Annotated in this window: 25 protein-coding genes and 3 pseudogenes; 17 read left to right on the top strand and 11 right to left on the bottom strand. The window is 68.5% G+C overall.

What is annotated here, in order from left to right; genetic code table 11:
* From CV1CTNOD_RS09440 to CV1CTNOD_RS09415, 6 genes are read right to left on the bottom strand one after another with little or no spacing between them, the layout of a single operon-like run.
* Positions 1-759 carry an ATP-binding cassette domain-containing protein gene (locus CV1CTNOD_RS09440; protein WP_131785753.1) on the bottom strand — a complete coding sequence of 253 codons (759 nt, stop codon included), beginning with the start codon at positions 757-759 and terminating at the stop codon, positions 1-3.
* Positions 756-1,634, bottom strand: a complete 879-nt coding sequence (locus CV1CTNOD_RS09435; RefSeq protein ID WP_131785752.1) for an alpha-D-ribose 1-methylphosphonate 5-phosphate C-P-lyase PhnJ — start codon at positions 1,632-1,634, stop codon at positions 756-758. Before CV1CTNOD_RS09435 ends, CV1CTNOD_RS09440 begins: the two co-directional genes overlap by 4 nt.
* Positions 1,635-1,639: 5 nt before the next feature.
* A complete protein-coding gene (locus CV1CTNOD_RS09430; protein ID WP_165485410.1) occupies positions 1,640-2,731 on the bottom strand; it encodes a carbon-phosphorus lyase complex subunit PhnI in 1,092 nt (363 codons plus the stop codon).
* Entirely contained in the window at positions 2,731-3,204 is a 474-nt protein-coding gene (locus CV1CTNOD_RS09425; RefSeq protein WP_131766109.1) for a phosphonate C-P lyase system protein PhnH, read from the bottom strand. Before CV1CTNOD_RS09425 ends, CV1CTNOD_RS09430 begins: the two co-directional genes overlap by 1 nt.
* Positions 3,201-3,620: a phosphonate C-P lyase system protein PhnG gene (locus CV1CTNOD_RS09420; RefSeq protein ID WP_165485409.1), complete on the bottom strand. Its 420-nt coding sequence runs from the start codon at positions 3,618-3,620 to the stop codon at positions 3,201-3,203. The genes CV1CTNOD_RS09425 and CV1CTNOD_RS09420 overlap by 4 nt, the downstream gene beginning before the upstream one ends.
* The gene (locus CV1CTNOD_RS09415; RefSeq protein ID WP_165485408.1) at positions 3,617-4,387 is read right to left on the bottom strand and encodes a GntR family transcriptional regulator; all 771 of its coding nucleotides are present in this window, start codon (positions 4,385-4,387) and stop codon (positions 3,617-3,619) included. The genes CV1CTNOD_RS09420 and CV1CTNOD_RS09415 overlap by 4 nt, the downstream gene beginning before the upstream one ends.
* Positions 4,388-4,932: 545 nt before the next feature.
* Between CV1CTNOD_RS09415 and CV1CTNOD_RS09410 the strand changes: the two genes are divergently transcribed.
* From CV1CTNOD_RS09410 to CV1CTNOD_RS26465, 3 genes and pseudogenes are all read left to right on the top strand, one after another.
* Positions 4,933-5,148: a transposase family protein gene (locus CV1CTNOD_RS09410; RefSeq protein ID WP_165485407.1), complete on the top strand. Its 216-nt coding sequence runs from the start codon at positions 4,933-4,935 to the stop codon at positions 5,146-5,148.
* A 333-nt stretch (positions 5,149-5,481) separates the two neighbouring features.
* Positions 5,482-5,775, top strand: a pseudogene (locus CV1CTNOD_RS28205) (PAS domain-containing protein); the annotation flags it as partial.
* 516 nt (positions 5,776-6,291) lie between these two features.
* Positions 6,292-7,599 (top strand): ATP-binding SpoIIE family protein phosphatase, encoded by a 1,308-nt coding sequence (locus CV1CTNOD_RS26465; protein WP_242606542.1) that lies wholly within the window; start codon positions 6,292-6,294, stop codon positions 7,597-7,599.
* A 168-nt stretch (positions 7,600-7,767) separates the two neighbouring features.
* Here CV1CTNOD_RS26465 and CV1CTNOD_RS09400 read toward each other — a convergent pair whose 3' ends face one another.
* Positions 7,768-8,220: a hypothetical protein gene (locus CV1CTNOD_RS09400; RefSeq protein ID WP_131785746.1), complete on the bottom strand. Its 453-nt coding sequence runs from the start codon at positions 8,218-8,220 to the stop codon at positions 7,768-7,770.
* Positions 8,221-8,657: 437 nt separating this feature from the next.
* Between CV1CTNOD_RS09400 and CV1CTNOD_RS09395 the strand changes: the two genes are divergently transcribed.
* Both CV1CTNOD_RS09395 and CV1CTNOD_RS28200 read left to right on the top strand, forming a co-directional pair.
* Positions 8,658-10,172, top strand: coding sequence for an IS4 family transposase (locus CV1CTNOD_RS09395; protein ID WP_131785745.1), 1,515 nt, complete (start codon positions 8,658-8,660; stop codon positions 10,170-10,172).
* Positions 10,173-10,345: 173 nt separating this feature from the next.
* Complete coding sequence (locus tag CV1CTNOD_RS28200) at positions 10,346-10,564, top strand: hypothetical protein (RefSeq protein WP_131785770.1); 219 nt, start codon at positions 10,346-10,348, stop codon at positions 10,562-10,564.
* 855 nt (positions 10,565-11,419) lie between these two features.
* On the opposite strand, the gene CV1CTNOD_RS09385 is transcribed toward CV1CTNOD_RS28200, so the two are convergent.
* Positions 11,420-12,310, bottom strand: a complete 891-nt coding sequence (locus tag CV1CTNOD_RS09385; protein ID WP_131785744.1) for an alpha/beta fold hydrolase — start codon at positions 12,308-12,310, stop codon at positions 11,420-11,422.
* A gap of 127 nt (positions 12,311-12,437) precedes the next feature.
* On the opposite strand from CV1CTNOD_RS09385, the gene CV1CTNOD_RS09380 reads away from it, so the two are divergent.
* Positions 12,438-13,328 (top strand): LysR family transcriptional regulator, encoded by an 891-nt coding sequence (locus tag CV1CTNOD_RS09380; RefSeq protein WP_131785743.1) that lies wholly within the window; start codon positions 12,438-12,440, stop codon positions 13,326-13,328.
* Between the two features lie 14 nt (positions 13,329-13,342).
* On the opposite strand, the gene CV1CTNOD_RS09375 is transcribed toward CV1CTNOD_RS09380, so the two are convergent.
* Positions 13,343-13,795, bottom strand: a complete 453-nt coding sequence (locus tag CV1CTNOD_RS09375) for an AfsR/SARP family transcriptional regulator (RefSeq protein ID WP_165485405.1) — start codon at positions 13,793-13,795, stop codon at positions 13,343-13,345.
* Between the two features lie 132 nt (positions 13,796-13,927).
* Here CV1CTNOD_RS09375 and CV1CTNOD_RS09370 point away from each other — a divergent pair, with 132 nt between their 5' ends.
* The 5 genes and pseudogenes from CV1CTNOD_RS09370 to CV1CTNOD_RS09350 all read left to right on the top strand — a co-directional run bounded on the left by CV1CTNOD_RS09370 (position 13,928) and on the right by CV1CTNOD_RS09350 (position 18,099).
* Positions 13,928-14,413 (top strand): DUF2975 domain-containing protein, encoded by a 486-nt coding sequence (locus CV1CTNOD_RS09370; RefSeq protein WP_131785741.1) that lies wholly within the window; start codon positions 13,928-13,930, stop codon positions 14,411-14,413.
* Positions 14,413-14,634 (top strand): helix-turn-helix domain-containing protein, encoded by a 222-nt coding sequence (locus CV1CTNOD_RS09365; RefSeq protein WP_010981499.1) that lies wholly within the window; start codon positions 14,413-14,415, stop codon positions 14,632-14,634. Before CV1CTNOD_RS09370 ends, CV1CTNOD_RS09365 begins: the two co-directional genes overlap by 1 nt.
* A gap of 371 nt (positions 14,635-15,005) precedes the next feature.
* Positions 15,006-16,190, top strand: a complete 1,185-nt coding sequence (locus tag CV1CTNOD_RS09360) for an ISAs1 family transposase (RefSeq protein ID WP_131785740.1) — start codon at positions 15,006-15,008, stop codon at positions 16,188-16,190.
* Positions 16,191-16,225: 35 nt separating this feature from the next.
* A pseudogene (locus CV1CTNOD_RS09355) lies at positions 16,226-16,941 on the top strand (sulfite exporter TauE/SafE family protein); the annotation flags it as partial.
* 108 nt (positions 16,942-17,049) lie between these two features.
* Entirely contained in the window at positions 17,050-18,099 is a 1,050-nt protein-coding gene (locus CV1CTNOD_RS09350) for an LLM class F420-dependent oxidoreductase (RefSeq protein ID WP_131785739.1), read from the top strand.
* 498 nt (positions 18,100-18,597) lie between these two features.
* Here CV1CTNOD_RS09350 and CV1CTNOD_RS09340 read toward each other — a convergent pair whose 3' ends face one another.
* Positions 18,598-19,167 carry a YceI family protein gene (locus tag CV1CTNOD_RS09340; protein ID WP_242606548.1) on the bottom strand — a complete coding sequence of 190 codons (570 nt, stop codon included), beginning with the start codon at positions 19,165-19,167 and terminating at the stop codon, positions 18,598-18,600.
* Between the two features lie 146 nt (positions 19,168-19,313).
* Here CV1CTNOD_RS09340 and CV1CTNOD_RS09335 point away from each other — a divergent pair, with 146 nt between their 5' ends.
* From CV1CTNOD_RS09335 to CV1CTNOD_RS09320, 4 genes are all read left to right on the top strand, one after another.
* Positions 19,314-19,604 (top strand): hypothetical protein, encoded by a 291-nt coding sequence (locus CV1CTNOD_RS09335; protein ID WP_207386296.1) that lies wholly within the window; start codon positions 19,314-19,316, stop codon positions 19,602-19,604.
* A gap of 510 nt (positions 19,605-20,114) precedes the next feature.
* Positions 20,115-20,951 carry an undecaprenyl-diphosphate phosphatase gene (locus CV1CTNOD_RS09330; RefSeq protein ID WP_131785736.1) on the top strand — a complete coding sequence of 279 codons (837 nt, stop codon included), beginning with the start codon at positions 20,115-20,117 and terminating at the stop codon, positions 20,949-20,951.
* A 42-nt stretch (positions 20,952-20,993) separates the two neighbouring features.
* Positions 20,994-21,788 (top strand): phosphatase PAP2 family protein, encoded by a 795-nt coding sequence (locus tag CV1CTNOD_RS09325; RefSeq protein WP_131785735.1) that lies wholly within the window; start codon positions 20,994-20,996, stop codon positions 21,786-21,788.
* Positions 21,769-22,203, top strand: a complete 435-nt coding sequence (locus tag CV1CTNOD_RS09320; protein ID WP_242606547.1) for a sensor histidine kinase — start codon at positions 21,769-21,771, stop codon at positions 22,201-22,203. The genes CV1CTNOD_RS09325 and CV1CTNOD_RS09320 overlap by 20 nt, the downstream gene beginning before the upstream one ends.
* A 127-nt stretch (positions 22,204-22,330) precedes the next feature.
* Here the strand turns inward: CV1CTNOD_RS09320 and CV1CTNOD_RS09315 are convergent, their stop codons facing one another.
* On the bottom strand, positions 22,331-22,540 hold the full coding sequence (locus tag CV1CTNOD_RS09315; RefSeq protein ID WP_131766411.1) for a BldC family transcriptional regulator: 210 nt from the start codon (positions 22,538-22,540) through the stop codon (positions 22,331-22,333).
* Positions 22,541-22,740: 200 nt separating this feature from the next.
* On the opposite strand from CV1CTNOD_RS09315, the pseudogene CV1CTNOD_RS27740 reads away from it, so the two are divergent.
* A pseudogene (locus tag CV1CTNOD_RS27740) lies at positions 22,741-23,023 on the top strand (hypothetical protein); the annotation flags it as partial.
* A gap of 95 nt (positions 23,024-23,118) precedes the next feature.
* Positions 23,119-24,111: an AAA family ATPase gene (locus CV1CTNOD_RS09305; protein WP_131785733.1), complete on the top strand. Its 993-nt coding sequence runs from the start codon at positions 23,119-23,121 to the stop codon at positions 24,109-24,111.
* The last annotated feature ends 7 nt before the right edge of the window (positions 24,112-24,118 follow it).

The following is a 24,118-nucleotide window of genomic DNA, read 5'->3' as shown; positions in this document are numbered from 1 at the left end:
TTACACCTCGAGTTGGGAGGAGACGAGGAGCTGGGTGTAGGGGTGGCGTGGGTCGGACAGCACCCGGTCCGTCACCCCGGCCTCGACGACCCGGCCCTGGCGCATGACCAGCAGCCGATCAGCCAGCATCCGGATCACTGCGAGGTCGTGGCTGACGATGACCATCGCCACCCCGGTCTGCCGTTGCAGCCGCCGGATGAGGTCGAGGATCCGGGCCTGCACGCTGACGTCCAGCCCCGTGGTGGGTTCGTCCAGCAGCAGCACCGCGGGTTCGCTGACCAGGGCACGGGCAATCTGCACCCGCTGCCGCATCCCGCCGGAGAATGTGGCGACGGCGGCGTCCATCCGCCCGGCCGGCAGTTCGACCTCATGGTAGACGCGGTCGACGCGGGCCCTGATCGCCTCGAACCCGCGGTGCCCGGTGGCCAGGAGTCGTTCGGCGATGTTGCCACCCGCGCTGATCCCGAGCCGAAGTTCCTCATGGGCGGCTTGCCGCACGATCCCGATGTCCTGGTTGCGCAGGCAGCGCCGCTGCGCACCGACGATCGCCGCGGTGTCCCGCCCGGACAACCGCACCACTCCGGCGGTTGGCTGCAGGTCCAGGCCACAGCAGCCGAGCACCGTGGATTTCCCAGAACCCGACTCGCCGACGATGCCCAGCACCTCCCCGGGCTGCACGTCGAAGGAGATGTCGGCGCAGCCGAGTGTGCCGCCGTAGCACACGCTCAGCTCTCGGACATCCAGGGCCGGTGTTGTCATCGCGGGCCTTTCTCGTCCTGGCGGCGTCGGCAGCGGGCGGTGTCCGAGCACACCAACGCTCGGCGCCCGTTCACGATCTCCTCGGTCAGATAGCTGTCCTCGGCCCCGCACTTCGCACACGGGGTGTCGAAGGATTCGATCTCGAATTCGCGGTCGGTGAAGGTGATCGGGGTGACGTCGGTGTAGGGCGGGATCGCATAGACCGCCGCTTCCCGTCCGGCGCCGAACAGCGACAGGAACGGCGCCTGGTGCAGGCGTGGCACGTCGAAACGCGGGATCGGGGTGGTGGAGATGATGTAGCCGCCCTCCACCTCACACGGATAGGAATGCGAGAACCGGGACCGGGAGAACCGGGCGTGATCCTCATAGAGCCCGAGCCAGATCACCGCGTAATCACGCTCGGCATGCATCCGCCGCGCCGCGGTCGGCCGCTGTTCGAATTCCCGCAACGGATCAGAGATCGGCACCTGGAACACCAGCACGGTGTGGTCGTCGAGATCGTCCTCGGGAATCCGGTGCCGGGTCTGGACCAACGTCGCCGCCCGCGCGTCCGTCGTGGTCTCCACCCCCGCGGAATCCGCGATCAACGCGCGCATGGTGCGGGCATTGAGGCTCTCGTCATCACCCTGATCGATCACCTTCACGGTGTCACTGGCGACGATGGTGGCCAGGGTGACCTGCAAACCACCCGACCCCCACCCCCGGGCCACCGGCATCTCGCGCGAGGCAAACGGGGTGATGTGCCCCGGGATACATACCGCCTTCAGCAGGGCACGGCGGATTTCCCGTTTGGACGCCGCATCCAGATACGCCCACAGATAGCCAGAAATGTGGGTCGGTTCGGCGCGGTGCAGCAGATCAGACAGTGCGGACATGACCTTCACTCCTCGTCGTTCCGGGTGTGCTCGCCAACCGCACGGACGCGATCGAGGTCAGAGGCGAAGCTGACGTGATGTGCCAGCTTGAGATGCTCGACGAAACCCGTGGCTTCCTGCCCGTCCAGCGCGGTGACCAACCAATCGGCGTCGTCCGAGGGCGGTTTGGCGGTGCCCGGTGAGTTCGCGTGGGCGCGGGTGACCCGGGCATCCAGCATCGCGGCGCTGATCGCCCGCCGCTCAACCCGCCCGGCGGTGGCGCCGTAGCCGAGAGTGAACCGGGAATCGGTGTGCTCACCGGAAGAATCGACCTGCACGTGATACAGCACCAACTCACACGTGGTCACCGCCACCGACCCGACCCGCACCGGGTTCCCGGTCCGCGGATGGGTCACCGATACCGGCAGCCGCCCGGCCTGCAGCTCCACCAGCGTGGGATCGGCCTGTTTCGGTCCCTCCCGCACCGCGGTGTAGGCCAGCGCAGTCAGCGCCCCGGTTTCCGCACGAGACAAGAAATGCTGGAAGGCGCCCCGCCCAGCCCCTGCGGCCGACGCGCGCCGGGTCAGGTCCACGGGTTCGGTCGATTCGGTGGCGGCGATCAAATCTTGTTCCTCTAGCCGTGCGGCGGCTCGCGGCAACACCAGCGGTTCCGGGTCTGGCTCGGCCACCGGTCCGGCATCGCCGCTCGCCCGGCCGCCTGCCGGGGTAACGTCGAGGTTGAGCAGCCGGGGCGCGTAGTCCAGCGACGCCCCGAGGAACTGGCCGCCGTCCGGCTCGGCGAATGCTGGGGTGATCCGGCGCTCCACCTCGATATCACTGCACGCCACAACAGACGTGCCCTCGCGGGGCAGGCAGGACACCCACGACCGCAGCAGCGACACGGCACGGCTGACATCCCCGCGGGCCTGTTCGATCGCCTTTGCGGCGACTGCCGGTTCGACCACACCGGCCTCGGCCATTACCTGATCCACAAGCAGCGGCACCAGCGCACCCACCGTGCCGGCCCGATCGTGGCCATCGAACCCCGCCTGCTGCTGGTCCGTCAACCGGGCCGACGCGTCGATCGCATCCTGGCTTTCCCGCACCGTCGTGTACATCAGTCCGTCCCCAGAAGCGCGATCCGCGTGGTGCGCGGCAAGCCCACCACGCATGGGCCGGGGCCGACCACCACGACGTCGATCCCCCGTGGCCAGGCGGCACACGCCTGCTCCCGCTCGGCGAGCACGCCCGCCGCCAACGGCAGGTCGGTGTCGAGGTCACCGTCCACGCCCGGCCCGGACAACCGCACCCGCGTCACCGGCGCGTCCTCGTCAACCAAAACAACCACGGTGGCGCCCAGCTCCGGCTCCTCCTCGGTGCCGACCGGAAGGTCGAGCAACTCACCCGGCTCCGGAACACCGGTGATGACCACCGGCAGTGCCTCGGGCTCCCAGGTGGCGTCCAGCACGAGCCGAACCGCTTCCACCACATCCCCGGCACCGGGCACCGGCTGTACGGAACCGGGGTGGGACAGCGCCACCAGCGTGGCGCGAAACGCGTCGTGCAGCACGATCTCGGTTTGCGCAGTCATGCCACCTCCATACGGGTCGTGCGAACCTGCCCTATGCGGACGGCCCGTTCCGCCTCTTCCGCCCGCAACGCGGCCTCGGCGAGTCGGTCGGCCCCGGCCTGGCCGGCGGCATCCGCAAGCGCGGCAGCCAACGCGGCTTCGGCATCCCACCCCAGCACGCACCCCCATCCTGGGGTGCCGGCCACGGTGACCACGGCGGTCGTGACCACGACCTCGGTCAAGCACTGCTGGCCGATCGGGGTGTCCAGGACCGTCATCACCGTTCGTGGCTCCGGCGCCACATCCACCGCCACATCACTTCGGGCGGCGATCGGCTCAGCCAACGCCAGCAACGCCGCCCGATCGGTGCGAGCAGCCGCCGCCAGACCCTCCGCGCGGCGCTCCGCGCTCAACCGCGCCCCGTTCGCCGTGTTCATGACGCGTCCGCCTTCCGGACTGGGATCGGCGCCGGCAAGCGTTTCCATTCGCCCACCTCGACAATCACGTCGAACATGTCCGCCCGCAGCCACGCGAACGTCAGTTCCAGCGGCGCACCGGTGCGCTGACAGTCCAACCGGCCCCGCACCAGCACCACCGCCGGGCGCCCGCGCATCCCCAGCCGCCGCGCCACCCACCCGGGAGCACTGATCTGCTCCACCCGCGTCCACACCCGCCCCGGGGCGAACCCGTAGTGCTCGGTGAGCGCCTCATAGACCGAGCCGCCGACACCCACCACATCCCGCAACCCAGGCACCCGCGCGGCCGGGAGCACACTGGTCTGGTATCCCGCGCACTCCCCATCGCACAGCCGCAACCGATCCAGCTGCACCACCCGATCATGCCCGCCGAGATCGAGTTCGGCCCGCTCGTCGTTGCGCGCGCGGCGGGTCGCCGCATCCTCGGTCACTGTCCGCGGTTCGACGCCGGCTGCGGCGACCGTGCGCGTCCACGATGGGATCCAATCCGGACCGATCCGGTACTCCACCTTGCGCGCCACCACCGTGCCCCGGCCCTGATACCGGCGCACCACCCCACGCCGCTCCAAATCCTGCATCGCCGCCCGCGCAGTCAACCGGTTCACCCCGAACCGCGCCGCCAGCTCATGCTCCGACAGCGCTGGCGCCCCGGCCGGTAGTCGGCTCAGCTCCGACTCCACCTGGTCGCTCAGCGACAGCCACAGCGGCTCGGCTCGTTGCGCGCTCACGCACACGCTCCTTCGGTCAACAGCTCAACGGACGCCTCGTTCAATCCCTGACCCCAGGTCTTCGGCGGCGACAGCCGACGCCCGGCAAGCAATACGAACACCGGCTCACTCATGAACACACCAAGCTTGGCCACCCTGAACACAACGCACCGTCGCGGGACCGCGACCGGATGCAGAGCACTCCCTGTGATCATTTCGCCACTTTGTGGCCGGTCTTCGCACCAGCACAGTGTCACCCTCCAGCTTGACTAGACAAGTTAGCTCGCATGAACGGAAGGTGAAACACGCGTGTCAGCTTGTGTAGACAGGTTCAGCTTTTGCGCAGGAACTCCTCACGATGGCAAGTACATGCACAACCGGCGCCCGGGGAAGTGTCTGGGGGTCTGCCCAAGAAACGGCTCTGCCAAGATTCCGGTGGTGACAGGCCGTCGTCGCGGTGACAGGCTGGCAACTGTGTGACGCCGAGCTGTTGAAGACGGTCTTTCCTCAGCTGGCCGCAGTGCTGGTCCAGCGCGTTGTCGATGAGGGGCAGAGGGTGCGGGTCGTTGCCCGGACCCGGGCCGGTGGCCTGTCCGCGCTGCGGGACGCTCACCGCACGGGTGCACGGCTATCACCGACGCCAGCTTGCCGATCTCCCGGTCGGGGGCAGACCCGTCGTGATCGAGGTGACCGTGCGGCGGCTGGTGTGTCCGAGCCTGGACTGTGCACAGCAGACGTTTCAGGAGCAGGTACCCGGGCCGGCCGAACGATACGCCCAGTGAACTCCGAGGCCGGAACCGGCAGACGGACGGGACGTCGACGCATCCACCCACCTTGCCCGATCAAGGACCCGGCGAACGCAACAGACCCACCGCGATCGAGTGACGAGAGATTGTCACGCTCCGTTCTGTGGGAGCCCGGGGTGAAATCCTCCCGGGCCACCCGGCGGGTAAACTGTCTTGTCCGTTCACAAGATCCTGGATAGGTTGTCAGCTATAGCGACTGTCCCATATTGGAGGAGGTGGCTTACGACATCTGAGCCGAAGAGGACCTTGCAGGACGTTTTGTCCGACCACTCACTGGATGTCGGGCTCGACGCGCCACTGGCCACGTAAATGATCGAATTCAGCCTGACGGCGATGGCAATCATCGATCCGGATCTGCGGGTGCGACGGAGCAACCGGGCTTTGCGGGCGATAAGCGGCCTGTCTCGCGAGCGGATGGCGGGCACGCCCATCCCTGAGCTGCTGCCGGATGTGGACCCGCGGGTGTGGCAGCTTGCCCGGTGGGTCTTGGCCACTGGTGAACCGGTTGAAGACACGGAGATCACCGGTAGGACCGTGATGTTCCCGCAGGAGGAACGTATCTGGCGCTTTTCGTACTTTCCGCTCCGGGACTGCGAGGGGTTGCCCGCGGCAGTTGGCGTGATACTGGTCGATGTGACGGATCAGCGCCGTGCCGAGCGGGAAGGTGCGCGGGTGGAGCGGCGACTGCGGCTGCACAGCCGGGCGAGCGCACTCGTCGGGCGATCCCTGGAACTGGACGCCACGCTGGAGGGTATAGCCGATCTGGTGGTACCGGAATTCGCCGACACCTGCAGCGTGTACCTGCTCGACGAGCCTCTTGGCAAAGACGCCCGACCGGAGCTGTTGAAATTGCGCCGGGCCATAATCACACGCGTTTCCGATCCACCCTTGCAAAGCTGCGATATCCCATTCTCGGCTGTCGGAGAAATCCTTTCCTGCAACCGGAATTCTCCGATCTACCAAGCCTTTGCGTCGGGTCGTCCAATTCACTACGCGGCTGACGATGAATCGTTAATCAGCGGATACCAGACCCCTGGCTTCATCGACTACTTCCGGCGACTGAGGCTGCGTTGGGGGATCGCGGTGCCCTTGCTGGTGGGGCGTTTCTTTCACGGGGCCATGGTTGCACATGTCGGCCTTTCCGGGCGTATTTACACCGACGACGACGTCGAGATAGCCGCCGACCTGGGTGAGCGTGTCTCGGCCGCTATCGCCAATGCCCGCGCGTACGCTCGCGAGCGGGAGGTTTCTGTCATGCTGCAGCGCAACCTGCTCGCACCCGATATCCCGGCCGTGACTGGAATGGACATCGCCTGGCGGTACGAGCCGGGGTCCGGTTCCGGCCGGTCGCCTCGTGTCGGGCCGGGTCCGCCGATCGGTGTCGAGGTAGGCGGGGACTGGCTCGACGTCATCCCACTCTCGGCGGGTCGGGTCGCTCTCGTCATCGGAGACGTGGTCGGCCGCGGTGTGACCGCCGCCGCCGTCATGGGTCAGCTCCGCACCGCCACCCGGGCGTTCGCCTCGCTCGACCTGCCCGCCGACAACGTGCTCACCCATCTGGACAACCTCGTCCAGACCATCGGGGCAGGGCCTGACGGTGCCCTGGCGAGCTGCGTCTATGCGATCTTCGAGCCTGCCACCGCGACGATGGTCCTCGCCAACGCCGGCCACCCCCCTCCCGCCCTGCGTGATCCCGATGGCCGTGTCCGCCTCCTGGCCGGCGGGGACGGCGCGCTTCTCGGTATCGGCGGACAGGTTTTCGTCCAGGCCTGCCACCCGTTTCCCGTCGGGGCGACGCTCGCGCTCTACACAGACGGCATCGTCGAGTCACGCGACATCGATGTCTCTCAGGGGATCAGCCGGCTGCAGGAGGCTCTCGCAGGCGCCGGCACCGCGGACGCCACCGCCGACCGGCTGATGCGCCTGGTCGATCATGCCGGTCGGGACGACGACGTGGCGCTCCTGCTTGTTCGGGCCGCCGCGGCCACCAACACCCGCACGCTCACCATCCCGCTCACCCCCGACCTCAGTGCTGTCGGGCAGGCCCGCCACGCCGTCACCACCGCACTGCGCAGCTGGCAGCTGCCCGAAGCCGTCGATACCGCCGAACTCCTAGTGAGCGAGATTGTCACCAATGCGATCCGCTATTCCCGAGTCCCCGGCGAACTCGTGCTCCGCAGCGCCCCGACGGCCCTCTACATCGAGGTCTCCGACAGCGACAGCCGCCTCCCCCGTATCCTCCACCCCGACGAGCAGGAAGAATACGGTCGTGGCCTGATCCTCGTCGATGCACTCGCCACCCGGTGGGACACCCGACCCACCCACTCCGGCAAGACGGTCTGGTGCCAACTCGACACCGGCACCGACGCTCAGACGGCGCGGGTGATCGGTGTGGCGCCCTTCGCGGCGGCGAGCAGCGCCTCGTAGTTCTCCGGACGACCGGATCAGCCACGACAGTGGCTTGACGAACATAAGGGCGTCAGACCCGTCGGTTGCGTTGAGCGGAGGCGGGGCTACGAGGGAACAGAGCACGAGGGAGGGAGTGGGGTACGAGGGAGTATGGCGGGGCCGGGTGGGAGGCGGCCCCGCCGTCGGCTATTTCTTCTGCAGATAATCCCGCGTCGATTCGGCGAGCAGCACGGCTGCGCCGATCACGAACGCGAGAAAGACCAGCGCGGCTCCCCAGTGGCCGCCGGAGGCCAGCACGATCACCGACAGGACGGCCAGTACCGGCAGCACGTGCTGGGCCCATCGTCTGCGCAGCAGCAGGGCGACGACCGCGGCCAGGACGGCGATGCCGACGCCCAGCGCGAGCAGGTCCTGCGACTGCACCGTTGCGGTTGTGCGTACCGTGCCCTCACCCAACTGGTCGCGCAGTTCCTGCGCGGTCTGCTGGTCGGGGTCGTTGCCCAGCGCGTCCATTCCTGCCCACAACGCGAGAAAGCCCACCACCGACCAGCAGACGACGGACACGCCGAGCGCCGCTGGGAAACCACTGGGCCGGCCGGCTGCCGCGCTCTTTCCGGCATCCTCGCCCGCCCTCGTCACGATGCTTTCCGCCGTTGTCTGCCGGGGGTCTCGCCGGCGCTGTCGGGGTGCGGACGGGGCCGTGCGGACGGGGTGCCGCGGTGCCGGGGTGAAGTCGCCATTGCTGCTCCCTTCCTCTGCCGTGCAACGAAAGTAACAGCTGATCGGGGTGCGGAACCGGGTGAAGTATTCCCATCGAGGGATCGAAACACCCCGCACGAGCGATGAGGCGTGCGCCCACTGCCCTAAAAAGTAGGTCGATTGGTCCGTTCCACCCGATTCGGCGGGTCGAGTTGGCGGGGCGTGGCGCGTTGTGAATGCTGCCTGGTCGTTGATTCTCGGGCTTCTCGTGGCAGGGCCCGGTCGGGAGCGACTCCGCCGGAACGCCCGGATCTGGAAAGGGAGGAAGCTCCTGGTATGACGCGGTTTGCCTAGAACCCGCCAGAGCAGGAGCTTCGGTGCTGAAGTGTGCCACGCCCGCGTCGTCGTCCGCTCCCTCGGGGCCCTCCGGTTCCGTGGCCCCGTCCGAGCCGCCGGTGGCCTCGGCGCTGCGGGAGGCGGTGCTCGCCGGGCCGGGCGGAAGGCTCGCCGGTGCGGTGGCCGAGACGGCGCCGCTGTGGGTGCTGGTCACGCCCGAGGAGGCCCTCGCGGCGCTGGCCGCCGCCGGGCATGTCGGTGACCGGCGGGCGGTGCTGGTCGGCGAGGTGACCGTGGCACTGCTGGTGGGCCGCTGCCTGTTCCTCCACGAGGGGGCCGCGTCCGTGATCCGCAGGCTCTGGCCCCAGCTCGCCGCCTTCCACCCGCGCACGGTGCTCGACGGGCCGGTCACCGACGCCGCCTTCTCCTATGCCCGTGGCCAGCTCGCCCCGGCGGTGGTCCGGGCCCTGTTCGAGGCCGACGCCGCCCGTGGCGACCTCCCCGAGGCCCGGGGCGCGCGGCGCTTCGGCCTGCTGCTGACCGCCACCGATAGCACTGTGTTCGACCTGCGTAACCGCGACGGCATGGCCGAGCGGTTCGCGACCCCGACCGGGGGCCGATGCCCGCAGGCACGGGTGGTCACCGTCGTCGCGGCCGGGACCCGCTGCGTGCTCGCCGCCGAGGTCGACTCCAGCAGCGTCTCCGAGCAGGAGCTGTTCGACCGGCTCCTGGCGGCGCTCAAGCCCGGCACGCTCAACCTCGCCGACCGGGGCTTCTTCTCGATGGAGCGCTGGCAGAAGGCCTCCGCGACCGGCGCCGCGCTGCTCTGGCGAGTCAGGAACGGCCATCACAGCCTGCCCGCCCGGGTGCTACGCACGCTGCTGGACGGCTCCCAGCTCGTCCTGCTGCGCGAGTCCGCCAGCATGCTCTCCCGCCGCCGCGCCCGGCTCGGCGACAAGAAGGCACCCCGGCTGCCCGACACCATCGCCCGCCTCGTCGAGTTCACCGTCACCGTCACCGACCAGGCCGGGACGTCCACGAGCAGCCGCTACCGGGTACTGACCACGCTGCTCGACCACGTCGCCCACCCCGCGGAGCAAATCGCGGCCTGCTCCGCGGAGCGCTGGCAGGCCGAGCTGACCTACAAGGCGATCAAGTCGACGCTGCGCGGGGCAGCCCCCGAGCTACACGGCGAGTCGGCGCCACTCGCGGAACAGGAGCTGTGGGGCCTGTTGTTCGTGCACAACACCCTGGTCGACCAGGCCGTCGCTGCCGCCGTCGAGCTCGGCGTCGACCCCGACACGATCTCCTACACCGCCGTCCTGCGCGCCGCACGCGACCACCTGACCGGCCACGCGCCATGCACGGCCTGCGGCCACCTACCCGCCCAGGCCGACCTGACCGCCGCGATCTGCGCCGCACCACGCAATCGCACCGACCGACACCGAACCAGCCCCAGGACCCCGACCCAACGACGGACCCAACGCAGCCACTACGTCACCTACACGATCGAGATCACCCCATCGGACCTACCCAAAACGGACGAAGCGGCCTAGTTTTTAGGGCAGTGGCTGCACGCCCTGTCGCGACAGCTTGACAGCAGCACGCCACACAGCCCGGACAGCAGCAACAGCGCCAGGGTGGACGGAGGCGTGGTGGATGTGGCCGTACGGCCAGCCGGCATCGACCGGCCGACCTCGCAGCCGCTTTCCATGGCCGCGACGCCGTCATCAACTGTGCGGGTCCGTTCCTGGAACTGGGCGAACCGGTGGTGCGGGCTGCAATCGCCGCGGGATGCCACTACGTCGACACGAGCGCCGAGCAGATGTTCGTCAAAGGCGTCTTCCGACGACCTCACCGCCGACGCCGAGCGCGACGGGGTGACAGTCGTGCCCGCGACCGGCCACGACATCGTTCCCGCCGACCTGCTTGCGCACGCCACCGCTGAGCTTGTCACGCCGGTCTCCGACCTTGTCATCGCCTACGACATGCAGGACTTCGACATGACTCGCGGCACGTTGCGGTCGGCGTTCGCCATGATGACCGGCGACCAGCTGAGCTATGTCGACGGCAAATGGCGCCCAGGAGAACCACCCACCAACCACACCTCGGTGGCATTTCCTCGAAACGCCGGGCCGACTCCGGTCATGAACTGGCCTGGGTGCGAGATTGTCACCGTTCCCCACCATGTGCGAACTGGTCAGCTCTCGGTCGTCATCAACGCAAGCGCCGCCACACCGGAGTTCTTCCAGCTTCTCCAGATGTCCGTGGACGCGGTGGCCGAGATTGTCAACGGTCTTCCAGAAGGGCCTACCGAGGAGCGGCGGCCCGCGGCCGCGTTCACGATCGTTGCGGACGCTGTCGGTTCCGACGGACGCCGTGCCCGCGGCGTCCTGCAGGGTCGTGACATCTACGGATGCACCGCGGTGATCGCGGTCGAGGCCGTCCGACGGCTGCTCTCGCAGCCCGTCCAGCCTGGTGTGCTTGCGCCGTCCGAAGCTTAGGGGGTCGCGGACTTCCTGGACTTCCTCGTCCCGTACGGCTTCTCCTGGAGTGTCGAGACACTCCAGGAGAAGCCGTCACTCGCGTAGAAAGAGCTGTAGAAAAAGCTGCGGCTGCCACTCCTACCAGGCGTGGCGATCGTCCGTCACGATGATCGTCTCGCGACGTGGGCGTCCCGGGGCTGGAGCGTCCCGGGGCGGCCACCGTCAGGTGGCGGGAGTAGTCGCGGCACTGATTCTGAGCTTCGTCGGGACGCCGCTGGTCGGTGCCGTCGAGGAATCGGCGACGGATCACGCCCCGCTCAGGTCTGGTCGAGCAGGGTCCGCAGGGCGGCCGTGACCTCCTTAGGTCGGTCGTCGGGGAGCAGGTGACCGCCGTCGAGGACGACGCTGCGAAGCTTTGGTGCCCACGTCCTCCAGGCTCCTTCGAAGTCAAAGGGAGGCACAGTCCCGGCCGCATGGTTCCACACAGCGGTGACTGGCATCGTGAGCCGCCTGCCCCGGGCAAGGTCTTCTTCGTCGTGACGGCCATCCACACATGCTCCTGCCCGGTAGTCTGCGCAGATCGCGCGGATGCTCTCTGGTCTGCGCGCCGCGGCGAGATAGGCCGCCCGCACGTCGGCGGGTATCGCAGCCGGATCACTGACCCAGACGTCCAGGAAATAGCCGAAGTACTCGTCGGGATCCGCACCGATCATTCGCTCTGGCAGCGGGGCTGGGTGAGCCATGAAGTACAGGTGAAAGAGTGCAACGCTGAGCTGAGCGGTCATCGCCTTCCACAGGTCGGTCATGGGAATCACCCCGAGGACCGCGAGGTGGCTGATCCGGTCGGGATGATCCAAGCCGGCTCTGAAGGCGACACCCGCCCCACGGTCGTGACCGGCGACGGCGAAACGGTCGTGGCCGAGCTGACCGGCGAGCGCGACGATGTCGACGGCCATCGTGCGCTTGCTGTAGACGGTGTGGCCGGCATCGTCGGCCGGCTTGTCACTCTCGCCGTAGCCCCGCAGGTCCGGACAGATAACCTGATAGTCGGCGGCGAGATCCGTCGCGACATGCCGCCATGCCAAGTGTGTCTGCGGGAATCCGTGCAGTAGGATAATGGGACTTCCGTGGCCTCCTACCGCGACATTGAGCGTCACGTCACCGACGGGCACCCGCTGGTAATCGAACCCGGGGATCAGCACGGTCATGGTAAAGGCTCTCCTGAGGATCGGCGTGAAGCGGACCATGCCCACCCTGGCCCCGGCGGCCATGGACGAACAACCGGGAAGAACGAAACAATCGGACGCGTCCGGTTAACGATCAGGGAGGTTGGCGGTGGAACGACATGAGGTCGAAGCGTTCCTGATCCTGGCCGAGGAGCTGCACTTCGGGCGTGCCGCCGAGCGTCTACGCCTGTCGAAGGCGCGGGTCAGCCAGACGATCCAGCGGCTGGAACGCCGCATCGGGACTCCGCTGTTCGAACGCACCAGCCGCACGGTGGCGCTGACCCCGATCGGCTGCCAGTTCCGTGACGATCTGGAACCGGCCCACGCGCTGACAAACGCGGCCCTCAAAAAGGCTATTGCCGCCGCTTACGAGGTCAACCGAGTTCTTCGCGTGGGTTTCCTCGGACCCACCGCCGGCGATTTTCTCCTCGCCGCCATGCAGGTGTTCCACGACCACCATCCGGACTGTGAGATCTCGCTCCACGAGATTCATCTCGACGACCAGTACGGACCGATACGCCGGGGGGAGGTCGACCTTGCGCTGACCAAGTTCCCCGTACTCGAACCCGACCTGGCCACGGGCCGGATCCTCCTCCGCGAACCCAAACTGCTGGCGCTATCCGGCCGGCACCGCCTCGCCGGTCGCGAGGCGGTCTGTCTGGAGGACGTCGCCGACGACACGTTCGCAGATGTTGTCGCTTCTGTGCCGGACTACTGGCGGGACGCCCACCTGCCCCGACAGACTCCGCTCGGGAAGGCTCTCGCGCGCGGGCCGGCAGTTGCCACTCTGAACGAGATCCTGCTGGTCGTCGCCGCCGGCCAGGCCATCAGCACGGTGGATATTCAGGTGGCCCGGCGACATGCTCGACGTGACATCTTCTACGCCCGGTTGCTGGACACGCCGCCCTTCGAGATGGGGTTTGTCTGGCGGACGACCACGGAGACCGCTCTCGTCCGTAGCTTCATCCGCGTCGCGCACGATCTTCCCCGTCATCACTGATCCCTCCCCCGTCATCACCGACCGTCCCCGCTGCGGTAACCACAGCCCGCGGCAGTCCGCAGTGGAGTGGGGACAGCACGCGCCAGCGGCGTGTACGCGCCGTGCCAGCGTGGCCCGGCAGCCTGTGCTGCATGACCTTCGCCCGACCTGACGACCAGTGTCCCGTCACCGAGCGAGCGACGCAGCCGTGACACGAGGGTCTGTAGGGCGTTGGCCTCCTCGGCCGGCTGCTGGTCCGCGTCCGCCCACACGGCGACTACGAGTGAGGCGCCGCCAACCGGCCGGCCGGCGTCCAGTGCCAGCCGGACCAGCAGGGCGCGCCGCCGGGAGCCCGGAATGTCGATCTCGCGATCGTCGTCATCGCGCACCTCGAGCGCACCGAGCACTCCAGGGCTTCGGCGTAGTCGGGTGGCGTCCGATTTGTGCTCAAGCGAGGCCGACTTCGACAAGATCAAGACGGTTCGCACGAACGCCATGCCATGGGAGGGGTGGCGGCGTCCCGCCACGGTGCGAAACCGCCGCCCACCCTCCGTCCCAGCCTTTGCCTCATCTATCGAAATTCGATAGATTTCCATCGCAACTCGATGGAAGGATGGGCCGTGGGAAAGCTGACAGTGCATGCGCTGCGCGCCGTGCTCGTGGTGGTGCTCGCCGGCACCGTGCTCGTACAGGCATTGATGGTGTGGGCGTTGGCCACCGACCCGGAGGACGAGTCGCTCCCGCTGACCCCGCTGCGCGTGATCACGATCCTGGGCATGGCGTCGGTCCAGGTCGCCCTAGTCTGCGTATGGCGGCTGGTGACGATGGTGCGACGCGGAACCGTGTTCTCCCACGCCGCCTTCCGGTACGTGGACGGCGTGATCGGCGCGATCGTGGCGGCTGCCCTCGTATGGTTCGCGGTCACGGTCCTCAATGCGCCGGGCCAACGGGACGACCCGGGCGTCACCGTCATCATGGGCGGGGTTGGCGTGGCCATCCTGGGGGTCGCGCTCATCGTGCTCGTGCTGCGGATGCTGCTCGCCCAGGCTGTCGCGCGCGACGTCGAAGCGTCGCAGATGCAGGCCGAGCTGGACGAGGTGATCTGATGCCGATCGCCGTCGACATCGACGTGATGCTGGCCAGGCGGAAGATGTCCGTGGGCGAGCTCGCGGACCGCGTAGGGATCACTCCCGCCAACCTGGCGGTACTCAAGAACGGCCGCGCCAAGGCGGTGCGCTTCGCGACGCTCGCCGCGCTCTGCGAGGTGCTCAAGTGTCAGCCGGGCGACCTGCTGCGCTGGGAGGCCGAGGACGCCGCGGGCGGATGACGTGCCCCAGGGCGGGCGTGAAAACGCCTGGCACCACCGGCCCGTGACACGGCACGTGGACCGCATGGACGTGGATCGCCGATCACCCGCAGCACCGTCCCGACCCCGTTGGGTAGATTCCGGTTGACCTGCACCGCACCGTCCTGGTCGACGATCGCGACCTGCGAACGTGACCTCCCCACAGCAAACCCCCGTCCTTCCAGCGCGGAAGAGCGGGGGTTCGTCGTTGGGCGGGCAGCCAGGGCTTCACCGTAGTCGCTTGACGCCCGATTCGTGACGGTCTGTCAGTTCAACGGGGTTCTGGGAACGTGACAGGCACGGGCTTCCAAGATCATGGATTTCTCGACGTCCCGTGATCCGAGAGGAAGACCGTGCCTGCCGACGCATCATCGCCGATCCCGCCTGGCTTTGACCAACTCCGCGAGCATCCCGGGGCCGTGCCCAAAGAGATCCCGGGCCTGCTGGAGCGACTGGCCGAGGTGCCCGACCCTCGCGATCCGCGCGGCGTACGGCACGCTCTGGTCGTCGTGCTCGCGCTGACCGCGTGCGCGGTTCTGGCCGGAGCGACCTCTCTGCTGGCGGTGGGTGAGTGGATCACCGACGCCCCGCCGTCCGTCCTGGAGCGCCTTGGCGTACGGCCCGATCCGCTGTCCCCGAAGCGGTGCCTGCCGGCGGAGGCGACGGTGCGGCGGCTGCTGGGCCGCATCGACGGCGACGCGTTGGACCGGGCGGTGGGCCGCTGGCTGGCCGACCGGCGCGCTGGGGCCGAGGGTCGGTTGCACGCAGTGGCGGTCGACGGCAAGACCCTGCGCGGAGCGGCCAGGGCCACGGGCCGCAAGAATCATCTGCTCGCCGCCTGCGACCACCTCTCCGGCCTGGTCCTGGCCCAACTCGACGTAGGCGAGAAGACCAACGAGATCACCTGCTTCCAGCCTCTGCTGGAGACCCTCGCCGCCCTGGCGGGCGTGGTCGTGACCAGCGACGCCATGCACACCCAGCGCGAGCACGCCAGGTACCTGCTCGGCCGAGGCGCGCACTACATCGTGACCGTGAAAGGGAACCAAAAGAAGCTCCACAAGCAGCTCAAGTCCCTTCCCTGGAAGCAGATCCCGCTGCAGGGCCGCACCCGCGACACCGGCCACGGCCGCGGCGAGATCCGCCGCATCAAGGTGTGCACGGTGAACAGCCTGCTCTTTCCCGGCGCCCGCCAGGCCGTCCAGCTCAAGCGCCGCCGAGTGGACCGCAAGACCGGCAAGGTCAGCATCAAGACCGTCTACGCAGTCACCAGCCTCACTGCGGAACAGGCCACACCCGCCGAGCTCGCCCGGCTGATCCGCAGCCACTGGAAGATCGAAGCCCTGCACCACGTCCGAGACGTGACGTTCGCCGAGGACGCCTCCCAGCTGCGAACCGGCTCCGCACCCCGCGCCATGGCGACCTGGCGCAACCTCGCCATCGGCGCCCTTCGCCTCGCCGGGAAGAGCAGCATCGCCGCCGGCCTCCGGCACAACGCCCGCGACGCCAGCCGACCGCTCGCCCTCCTCGGACTCACATGATCATGAAACGGACGTCACGCCACTACGCCGAAGCCCTGCCCGGGGCGGTCGGCGCGTTCGCGGGCGCCACGTTCTGTCCAGCCTGTCCACCGAGACAGCCGCTCCGCTCATGTCGATCATCCTGCTCACGCTCGGTCTCTACGTCCTGATCCGGTTCACCGTCGTCGGCCTGCCCAAGGGCAACCTCGGCAAGCCCCTGCACAAGCGTTTCCTCGCTCCGCTCGGCATCGTCGCCGGCTTCGTCGACTCGACCGGCGGGGGTGGATGGGGCCCGGTCGGCACCCCCGCCATCCTCGCCAGCGGGCGCCTGGAACCCCGCAAGACGATCGGCTCCATCGACACCAGCGAGTTCCTCATCGCGATCGCCGCCAGCATCGGCTTCATCGTCGGCATCGGCTCCAAGAACATCGACTTCGTCTGGGTCGCTGCCCTGCTGATCGGCGGCGTCATCGCCGCGCCGATCGCGGCCTGGCTCGTCCGGCACATTCCGCCGCGCGTGCTCGGCTCCGGCGTCGGCGACATCATTCTCACCAACGCCCGCACCCTGCTGCGCAGCGACTGGATCGGCGCTTCCGAGCGCGTCCTCTATATCTGCTACACCGTCATCTACGCCGTCTGGACCGCCGCCCTCGCCTACTCGGTCCTCCAGTACCGGCCCAACCGTGACGAGGAACGCCGCATCATCGCCGAGGCCGAGGCCGCCACCGCCAACTCGGCCTTGGAGGGGGAGACCGCCACCACGAGACTCTGACCCAGGGTCGAAGGCGGTTCCACCGCTCACGCTCATGTCCCCCACGCCCCGCGCCTGCATCCCAGCAAGAACGCTCCAGCAATGACACCGAGAGGAGAGCATGATCGCATGAATGCCGACACGTCAGAAGGAACCGCCGACACGTCGGAGGGAGATGTGCGCTGGGGGGTCACCCTGCCACTTCCCGGCCTGCCGCTGCGCGCGCACCGGCCGCTGTTCGAAGGCCTCGTCGACGCCGGCTACACCGACGTCTGGACCGCCGAAGGCGGCGGAACGGACGCGTTCACCCCGCTCGCCGTCGGCGCCGCCTGGGCACCGTCACTCCGGTTGGCGTCGGCGATCGTGCCGGTGTTCACCCGCGGCCCCGCCGTATTGGCGCAGACCGCCGCCACACTCGCCGATCTCACCTCCGGCGGGCTCGTGCTGGGTACCGGGTCATCCGTGCCCGCGCACGTCAGCGACATCAACGGGATCCCTTTCGCCCAGCCGTTCCAACGCACTCATGACACCTTGCGCTTCCTCACCCGCGCACTGCGCGGCGAGGTCGTCGCGGGCGATTTCGACACGTTCTCGATCCGCGGCTTCGCGCTCGCCGAGCCGCCGGCGGTGACGCCCAAGGTGATACTCGGGGCCCTGCGGCCGAGGATGCTGCGGCTGGGCTTCGCCGAGGGGGACGGTGCCGTCACAAACCTGCTGTTCGCCCACGACGTCCCGCGGGTCGTCGAGGCCGCCGGGCCGAGGCGACCCGGCCAGGAACTGGTGGTCAAGGTGTTCGTGGCGCCCACCACGAACAGTGCCGCGGCGCGCGCGGCGACGCGGCCGTTCCTCGGATGGATCCTCAACCAGGAGCCGTACCACGCTTTTCATCAGTGGCTCGGAAACGGCGACCTCCTCGCGGACAGCCACGCCCGCTGGCTGGCCGGCGACCGGGCCGGTGCGGCCGCCGCGCTGCCGGACGCGGTCGTCGACGGCCTTTTCGTCCATGGCAGCCCCGAGGAGTGCCGCGAGCAGGTGGCGCGCTACATCCAGCCCGGGGTCACCGCCATTCAGCTCTATGTCCGGCTGCCGCCCTCCGCCGTGCGTGATGCGGCGGCCGTGCTCGATATTCTGCGAAACCTTCGTCCCGGCGACACGCGGGACGGCGGTCATTCGAGCTGACCGGCCCGAACATCTGCAGGGGGCGGTCTCAAGCGGTCAGTGCGTCAGCTCTGGTAGAAGGGCTGTCTACTGATCGGAGGACTGGGTGCGGGGCCAGGAGCTGACGTTCACGGATCGGGAAGAGATCTCCAGGGGGTTGGCGGCGGATCTGTCACATCGAAAGATCGGTGAACAACGGATACACGAGTAACGGGTAACGAGTAACGGGTAACGGGTAACGGACGGGCTTCTCGCCCGTCGGCGGGAGCCGGCCCGGTCCCATTCCTGACTGCGGCACCGGCGGCGGGCCGACCTTTTCTCGGAGGAGGGATACCGCCCGCCGGCACCGCCGCACGGGCCACATAGATCATCAGGGGGCAACTGGCGGACGCCTCGCCACCTACCCGGACCCCGCTGCGCAACGACCAGCCGAGGCGAGTAAGTACGAGGATGCGACCACACCCGAGACCGCCGGGACGGCTGAGATCCCGGCCTCCCAGCGCGGCCTGATCGATGCTCTTAGGCGCTGCCGGCTGCAGCGGGTTCGAGAACGGCCTCGACATCGACGCTGACGTCGACCATGTCACTGACCACGACACCGCCACGGTCGACAACGTCGTTCCAACTCACGGCGAAGTCGTGCCGGTTGATCCGGGTCGTGGCGACGAAGCCCGCGCGTCGCCGCGGCCCGAGGTCCCGACCGTTCTCCCACCAAGGCGTGTCCCACTGGCCGAGGTAGGTCACGTTCACCGTCACCGGACGCGTGACACCGCGGACCGTGAGATCCCCGGTGAGCTCGAACTCGGTCGCGCTCAGCTGAGCTACTCGGGTTCCCGCGAACGTCCACGTCGGGTGGTGCTCGACGTCGAAGAAGTCCGCGCTGCGCAAGTGAGCGTCTCGGGTGGGCTCGCCGGTGTACACCCCGGTCGCGTCCAACGTCGCCTCAACACGGGCTTTCTCAGGCTCGTCCGGGTCGAACTCGACGAACCCGTGAATGTTCTTGATCTGCCCCCGTACGTAGGTGAGCATCATGTGCCTGGCCTTGAACTCCGCGCCCGTGTGCCCGGGTTCGAAAAACCACCTCGTCATGACCACCGTCTCCCTCCTTCGCCGGAGCCGTCGGCAACGCGGCCATCCCCCATCGCCACGTTTCTGACGGTCAGGTCGACCGCCAGACCCCCTCGTCCTACCCACAGCCAGAGAAAAACCTCCGTCGACACCCGCACGGTCACGCGGTGTCCAGCCGGACGTCGCGTCCGGCCGCGACCGTCATGGCCACGGCCGTAGTACTGGTCCTCGCCCATCTTGACCGGCTGGACATCGACGACGCGGTCCGAGCCACCGCGGGCACCTACCCGTTCCCCCATCTGCGGTCACCGGATGCCATCCACCTGGCCACCGCGGACCAGCTCGTCGCGTCAGGGAAGACAATCAGCGCCTTTGTGACCTACGACAAACGCCTGGCCATCACCGCCGGAGAAGTCGGCTTGGTCGCGGCAGCGCCTGGTCAATCTGTCCCGAAGTGAGAACCCCGCATTGAACCGCCCCGTATCGGTGCCAGACATTCGCCTGTCGGCCTGACCAGGGCTTCTGCGCTACTCATCAGCGCAACGGGAGCGGGCAAGGACGACGACGGCGATCTCCTCGGTCTGCCGCCGGGGGGCCAGGGACAGGCCGGCGACGACCGTGGCAAACTGCCGACCGTGCAAACTCACCGGTTGCGCGAACAGGCGCGCACCGGGCCGGCTCCTCACGGCATCGTCGATCAAGATCGCATCGGCTGAGCTTCGCACGACCTGCGCGGAGGTGTTACATCGTCTTCACATGCGTGGTGTCCTAACGCGCAACTCGTCACGCAAGTCGGCGACCCGCGGCGCGCGACGCTGGTCCGACTGGCGGACGAACCGCACCGTCGACCGAACGGGTCCTGCCAGCGCCGGGCCCGGCTGCTCCTCCGACCCTTGGAGCCGACACGGCTCCAGCATGTGACCGTGCGGCTACCGCCGTGCCCAACCCACCCCAAGGAACACAATCACGTGAGCGCGATCAGCGTCGGGCAGGCCGTCGTCCTCGGCATCGTCGAGGGCGTGACGGAGTTTCTCCCGATCTCCTCCACCGGCCACTTGAAGATCACCGAAGGCTTGATGGGGATCTCGGTCGACGACAGTGCCGTCGTCGGCTTTACCGCGGTCATCCAGGTCGGCGCGATCGCAGCCGTCCTGGTGTACTTTTTCGCCGACATCCGCCGTTTCGTCGGAGCCTGGGTGCACGGGCTGACCAACCCCGCGGCCAGACAGAATCACGACTACAAGTTCGCCTGGTGGGTGGTCTACGCGACCATTCCTGTCGTCGTCGTGGGTCTCGCGGCCAAGCCCCTGATCGACGGCCCGCTAGCCTCGCTGTGGGTGGTCGCCGGTTCGCTGCTGGCTGGCAGCGCGGTGATGTGGTTCGCCGACCGGTTCGGGCGGCACAAGCGCGGCGAGGACGACATCGACCTCCCCGACGCCATGGCCGTCGGCTCGTCGCAGATCCTCGCCCTGCTGTTCCCCGGGTTCTCCCGGTCCGGCGCCACCATGTCCACCGCGCTGATCCGGGACCTGGACCGGGTAGCGGCCACCCGGCTGTCGTTCTTCCTGTCCATTCCTGCACTGACCGGCGCGGGTCTGTACGAGCTGAAGGACGCTGTCGGCGGCGGGGTAGCCGTCATGCCGCTGGCGGTCGGCACGCTGGTGTCGTTCGCCGTGGCGTACGCCTCGATCGCCTGGCTCCTGAAGTACGTCGCCAAGCACTCCTTCGACGCGTTCGTCGCCTACCGCGTCGCCGTAGGCCTCGCGCTGTTCGGGCTCCTGGCCACCGGAGCACTCACTGGCTGACGCCCCCGCCCACGCCCTCCGGCAACGCGAAAGGAGACAACCGTGAGCGCCCATCGTCGTCTTGCCGCCGCTGTGGCGGGACTCCTGCTGGCGGTGCTCGTGGCTGCCGTCGCCGCCCGCCACGGCACCCCGTTCGCCGTCGACACCATCCTCCACCAGTGGGCGCTGTCCCACCGCAGCACCCCGGCGACCGACGTCGCGACCGCGGTCACCGACAGCGGGAACGGCGGTTGGGCGTACGTCCTGGCAGCGACGGCTGGCGCGGTCGCGATAGGCCGACGGCGATGGTGGTTGCACGGTGCGGCCGTCGGAGCCGCGGCCCTGGCAGTGGGACAACTGGTCCGAACCTCACTAGCCCACGCCGTCGACCGCGCCCGGCCACCCGCGGCGGACTGGGCCTGGCACGCGTCCGGCCCCGCCCTGCCGTCTGGTCACACCACCACCTCCGCCCTGGTCGCCGCCGGGCTTGCCGCGGCTCTCGCCCACCGCGCTCGGCGGCCCTCGACCCGGGTCGCGGCCGTCGCGGTCCCTGTGGCGTGGGCGCTCGCCGTCGGCACCAGCCGCATCTACCTGGGAATGCACTGGCCCACCGACGTCGCCGCCGGGTGGCTCCTGGCCGTGGCCCTGTCCTGCACCGTCCTGCCGCTGTTGGGCGCGCTTCTCGCACAAGTCGTGCCCGACCACCCGCCTCGTCATGAACCTCCTCATGAACGCCGCGCCAGGCCGGCTGCGACGTGGATCGGAGCACGGGCCTTCGGAGCCGGCAGCCGCCACGTCGCTCTCGTGTGCCGGCGGATCCTACGATTTGATAGTGCGAATGCTGGTCGTGGAGGATGAGGAACGCACCGCGGTTCTGATCTGCCGTGGCCTGGCCGTGGTCGTCGACGCCGACACCGGCATGCTCCGACAAGCCGTCGACAACCTCCTGGCCAACGCCGTCCGCCACGCCCCGCCAGGCACCGCAGTCGAAGTCCGAGCCCACCGAGCCGACGCCGGGACGACCGCCGCCGTCCAGGTCCGCGACCACAGCCCCGGATTTCCCCCGGAATTCCTCCCCCACGCCTTCGAACGCTTCAGCCGGTCCGACGCCGCTCGCACCCGCGACCACGGTGGAACCGGCCTCGGACTCGCCATAGCCGCCGCGACGACCCACGCGCACCGTGGGACCGTCAGCGCCGCCAACCATCCCGACGGCGGAGCCGTCGCCACCCTCGTCCTCCCCACGAGCGACGGATTCGCCGCGACGGGATAGCCCGGTAGCCCCCTCACGCTGCGGGTCTGTCCGTCTGGAATCAGGATCGGTGGCGTACCGGGGTGTGTGTCAAGGCTCCGCCGGCCCGGGAACGGGGAGCCTTGACGGTGTGGTTGATCGTGGTGGGTTAGGCCGTGTCATCCCTGGCGGGGATGCCGGTCAAGAGCGCACGGACCTCGGCTTCCTGGTAGCGGCGGTGGCCGCCAAGGGTGCGGATCGAGGTCAGTTTTCCGGCCTTGGCCCAGCGGGTCACGGTCTTGGGGTCCACCCGAAACATGGTGGCTACCTCAGCGGGTGTCAGTAGAGGAGCGGTTTGTGGTGCTCGGGTCGTGGCCATGCAGCCTCCAGTCACAGAGTGTGTCTATCCAATATACAGATGGTTTTCCTTCGGGGGCAATTCGGGCGCGACCCGGCAGGGTCATGTCGCGACGAGTCGGTCACGTCCACCAGGGGAGCGCTACGGTCTGTGGTGAGTGACCTGCCGGGGCATCGCTGATGCGACAGCCAATCCGGCGCAGCGATCATGTCATGTAACGACTGATGTGCACCTACCTGTCCGGGATGCCGCCGGCCGGCCTGCTCGCCCACGCCACGCCACGCCACGCTGGGCTGGTCGTGGGCGGACCCGACCGCCGCCCTGATGATCGCCCTGGTGATCGCTATGGTGGCGGTCAGAGAGGGTTGCGATGCCTGGCAGGGCAGGGGGTGCTGCCCGACTCCTGCCGCCGCGGCGCTGCCGGCCACCGAGGCGGATGCGTGCGGCTGCGGTCCGGGTTGCGGCTCTGCTGTCGGGACGGGAGCGCCGTCGGCTACCTCCTGACCGGACAGGCCTGCCGCTAGAGACTTAACGAAAACGATTACGATTCCGGTATCGTGTTCGACCGTAGCAGTGCCGCCACGTCATCGGAGCACATCGTGAAGATCGCATTCGTCGGCAAGGGTGGCAGTGGGAAGACCACGCTGTCCGCACTGTTCTGCCGTCACCTGGCTGCCCTCGGCCGCCCCGTCCTGGCCATCGACGCCGACATCAACCAGCACCTCGGTGTCGCGCTCGGCCTCGACGACGACACCGTGCCGCCGCCGATGGGCGAGCACATCGACGCAATCAAGGACTACCTGCGTGGGGACAACCCGCGCATCCCGTCCACATCGGTGATGGTGAAGACGACCCCTCCCGGGTCCGGGTCGCGGCTGCTGTCGGTGACCGGCCACAATCCGCTGTGGGCACGGTTCGGTGTCGACGTCGCCGGTGTGACGCTGCTGGCCACCGGCGCGTTCACCGAGGACGACCTCGGCGTGGCATGCTTCCACTCCAAGCTCGGGTCGGTCGAGCTGCTGCTCAACCACCTGCTCGACACCGCGGGCGAATACGTGGTGGTGGACATGACCGCCGGCGCCGACGCGTTCGCGTCCGGGTTGTTCACCCGCTTCGACCACACCTTCCTGGTCTGCGAGCCGACCCGGAAAGGGGTCGCGGTGCATCGGCAGTACCGCGAGTACGCCGCCGACTTCGACGTCACCCTGTCCGTGCTCGGGAACAAGGTCACCGATGTCGAGGACGTCGCGTTCCTACGCCGGGAGATCGGCGAGGACCTGCTGGTCTGCTTCACCCAGTCGGCACCGGTCCGGGCGATGGAACAGGGCCGGCCGTTCGACATCGACGATCTCGAACCGGAGAACCGGGCGGCGCTGGCCGAGATTCAGCACGCGGTCGACGCCACCGTCCACGATCGGGACCGTTTCGTCGCGCAGATGCACGACATCCACCTACGCAACGCCGTGGCGTGGGCCAACGACGCCACCGGCATGGACCTGACCACCCAGATCGACCCCGACTTCCGGCCCACACCCGGACTGCTCCCGGCCGCCCGCACAGCACGGGAAAACGCTGTCGCCGGGACGGTCTGACCAACGC

Origin of the sequence: Protofrankia symbiont of Coriaria ruscifolia (assembly GCF_900634745.1) — a bacterium.
Lineage (GTDB): Bacteria > Actinomycetota > Actinomycetes > Frankiales > Frankiaceae > Protofrankia > Protofrankia californiensis.
The sequence above is the reverse complement of the archived record's forward strand: the minus strand, read 5'-3'. Positions and strand labels throughout refer to the sequence as shown.

Coding starts and splice junctions, on each gene's coding strand:
- CV1CTNOD_RS09340 (WP_242606548.1), bottom strand. CDS start 19,167: ATGACGAGGTGGTTTTTCGAACCCGGGCACACGGGCGCGGAGTTCAAG.
- CV1CTNOD_RS09425 (WP_131766109.1), bottom strand. CDS start 3,204: ATGACTGCGCAAACCGAGATCGTGCTGCACGACGCGTTTCGCGCCACG.
- CV1CTNOD_RS09385 (WP_131785744.1), bottom strand. CDS start 12,310: ATGACCGTGCTGATCCCCGGGTTCGATTACCAGCGGGTGCCCGTCGGT.
- CV1CTNOD_RS09365 (WP_010981499.1), top strand. CDS start 14,413: ATGCCGATCGCCGTCGACATCGACGTGATGCTGGCCAGGCGGAAGATG.
- CV1CTNOD_RS09420 (WP_165485409.1), bottom strand. CDS start 3,620: ATGAACACGGCGAACGGGGCGCGGTTGAGCGCGGAGCGCCGCGCGGAG.
- CV1CTNOD_RS09350 (WP_131785739.1), top strand. CDS start 17,050: ATGAATGCCGACACGTCAGAAGGAACCGCCGACACGTCGGAGGGAGAT.
- CV1CTNOD_RS26465 (WP_242606542.1), top strand. CDS start 6,292: ATGGTTGCACATGTCGGCCTTTCCGGGCGTATTTACACCGACGACGAC.
- CV1CTNOD_RS09435 (WP_131785752.1), bottom strand. CDS start 1,634: ATGTCCGCACTGTCTGATCTGCTGCACCGCGCCGAACCGACCCACATT.
- CV1CTNOD_RS09320 (WP_242606547.1), top strand. CDS start 21,769: ATGCTGGTCGTGGAGGATGAGGAACGCACCGCGGTTCTGATCTGCCGT.
- CV1CTNOD_RS09440 (WP_131785753.1), bottom strand. CDS start 759: ATGACAACACCGGCCCTGGATGTCCGAGAGCTGAGCGTGTGCTACGGC.
- CV1CTNOD_RS09430 (WP_165485410.1), bottom strand. CDS start 2,731: ATGTACACGACGGTGCGGGAAAGCCAGGATGCGATCGACGCGTCGGCC.
- CV1CTNOD_RS09315 (WP_131766411.1), bottom strand. CDS start 22,540: ATGGCCACGACCCGAGCACCACAAACCGCTCCTCTACTGACACCCGCT.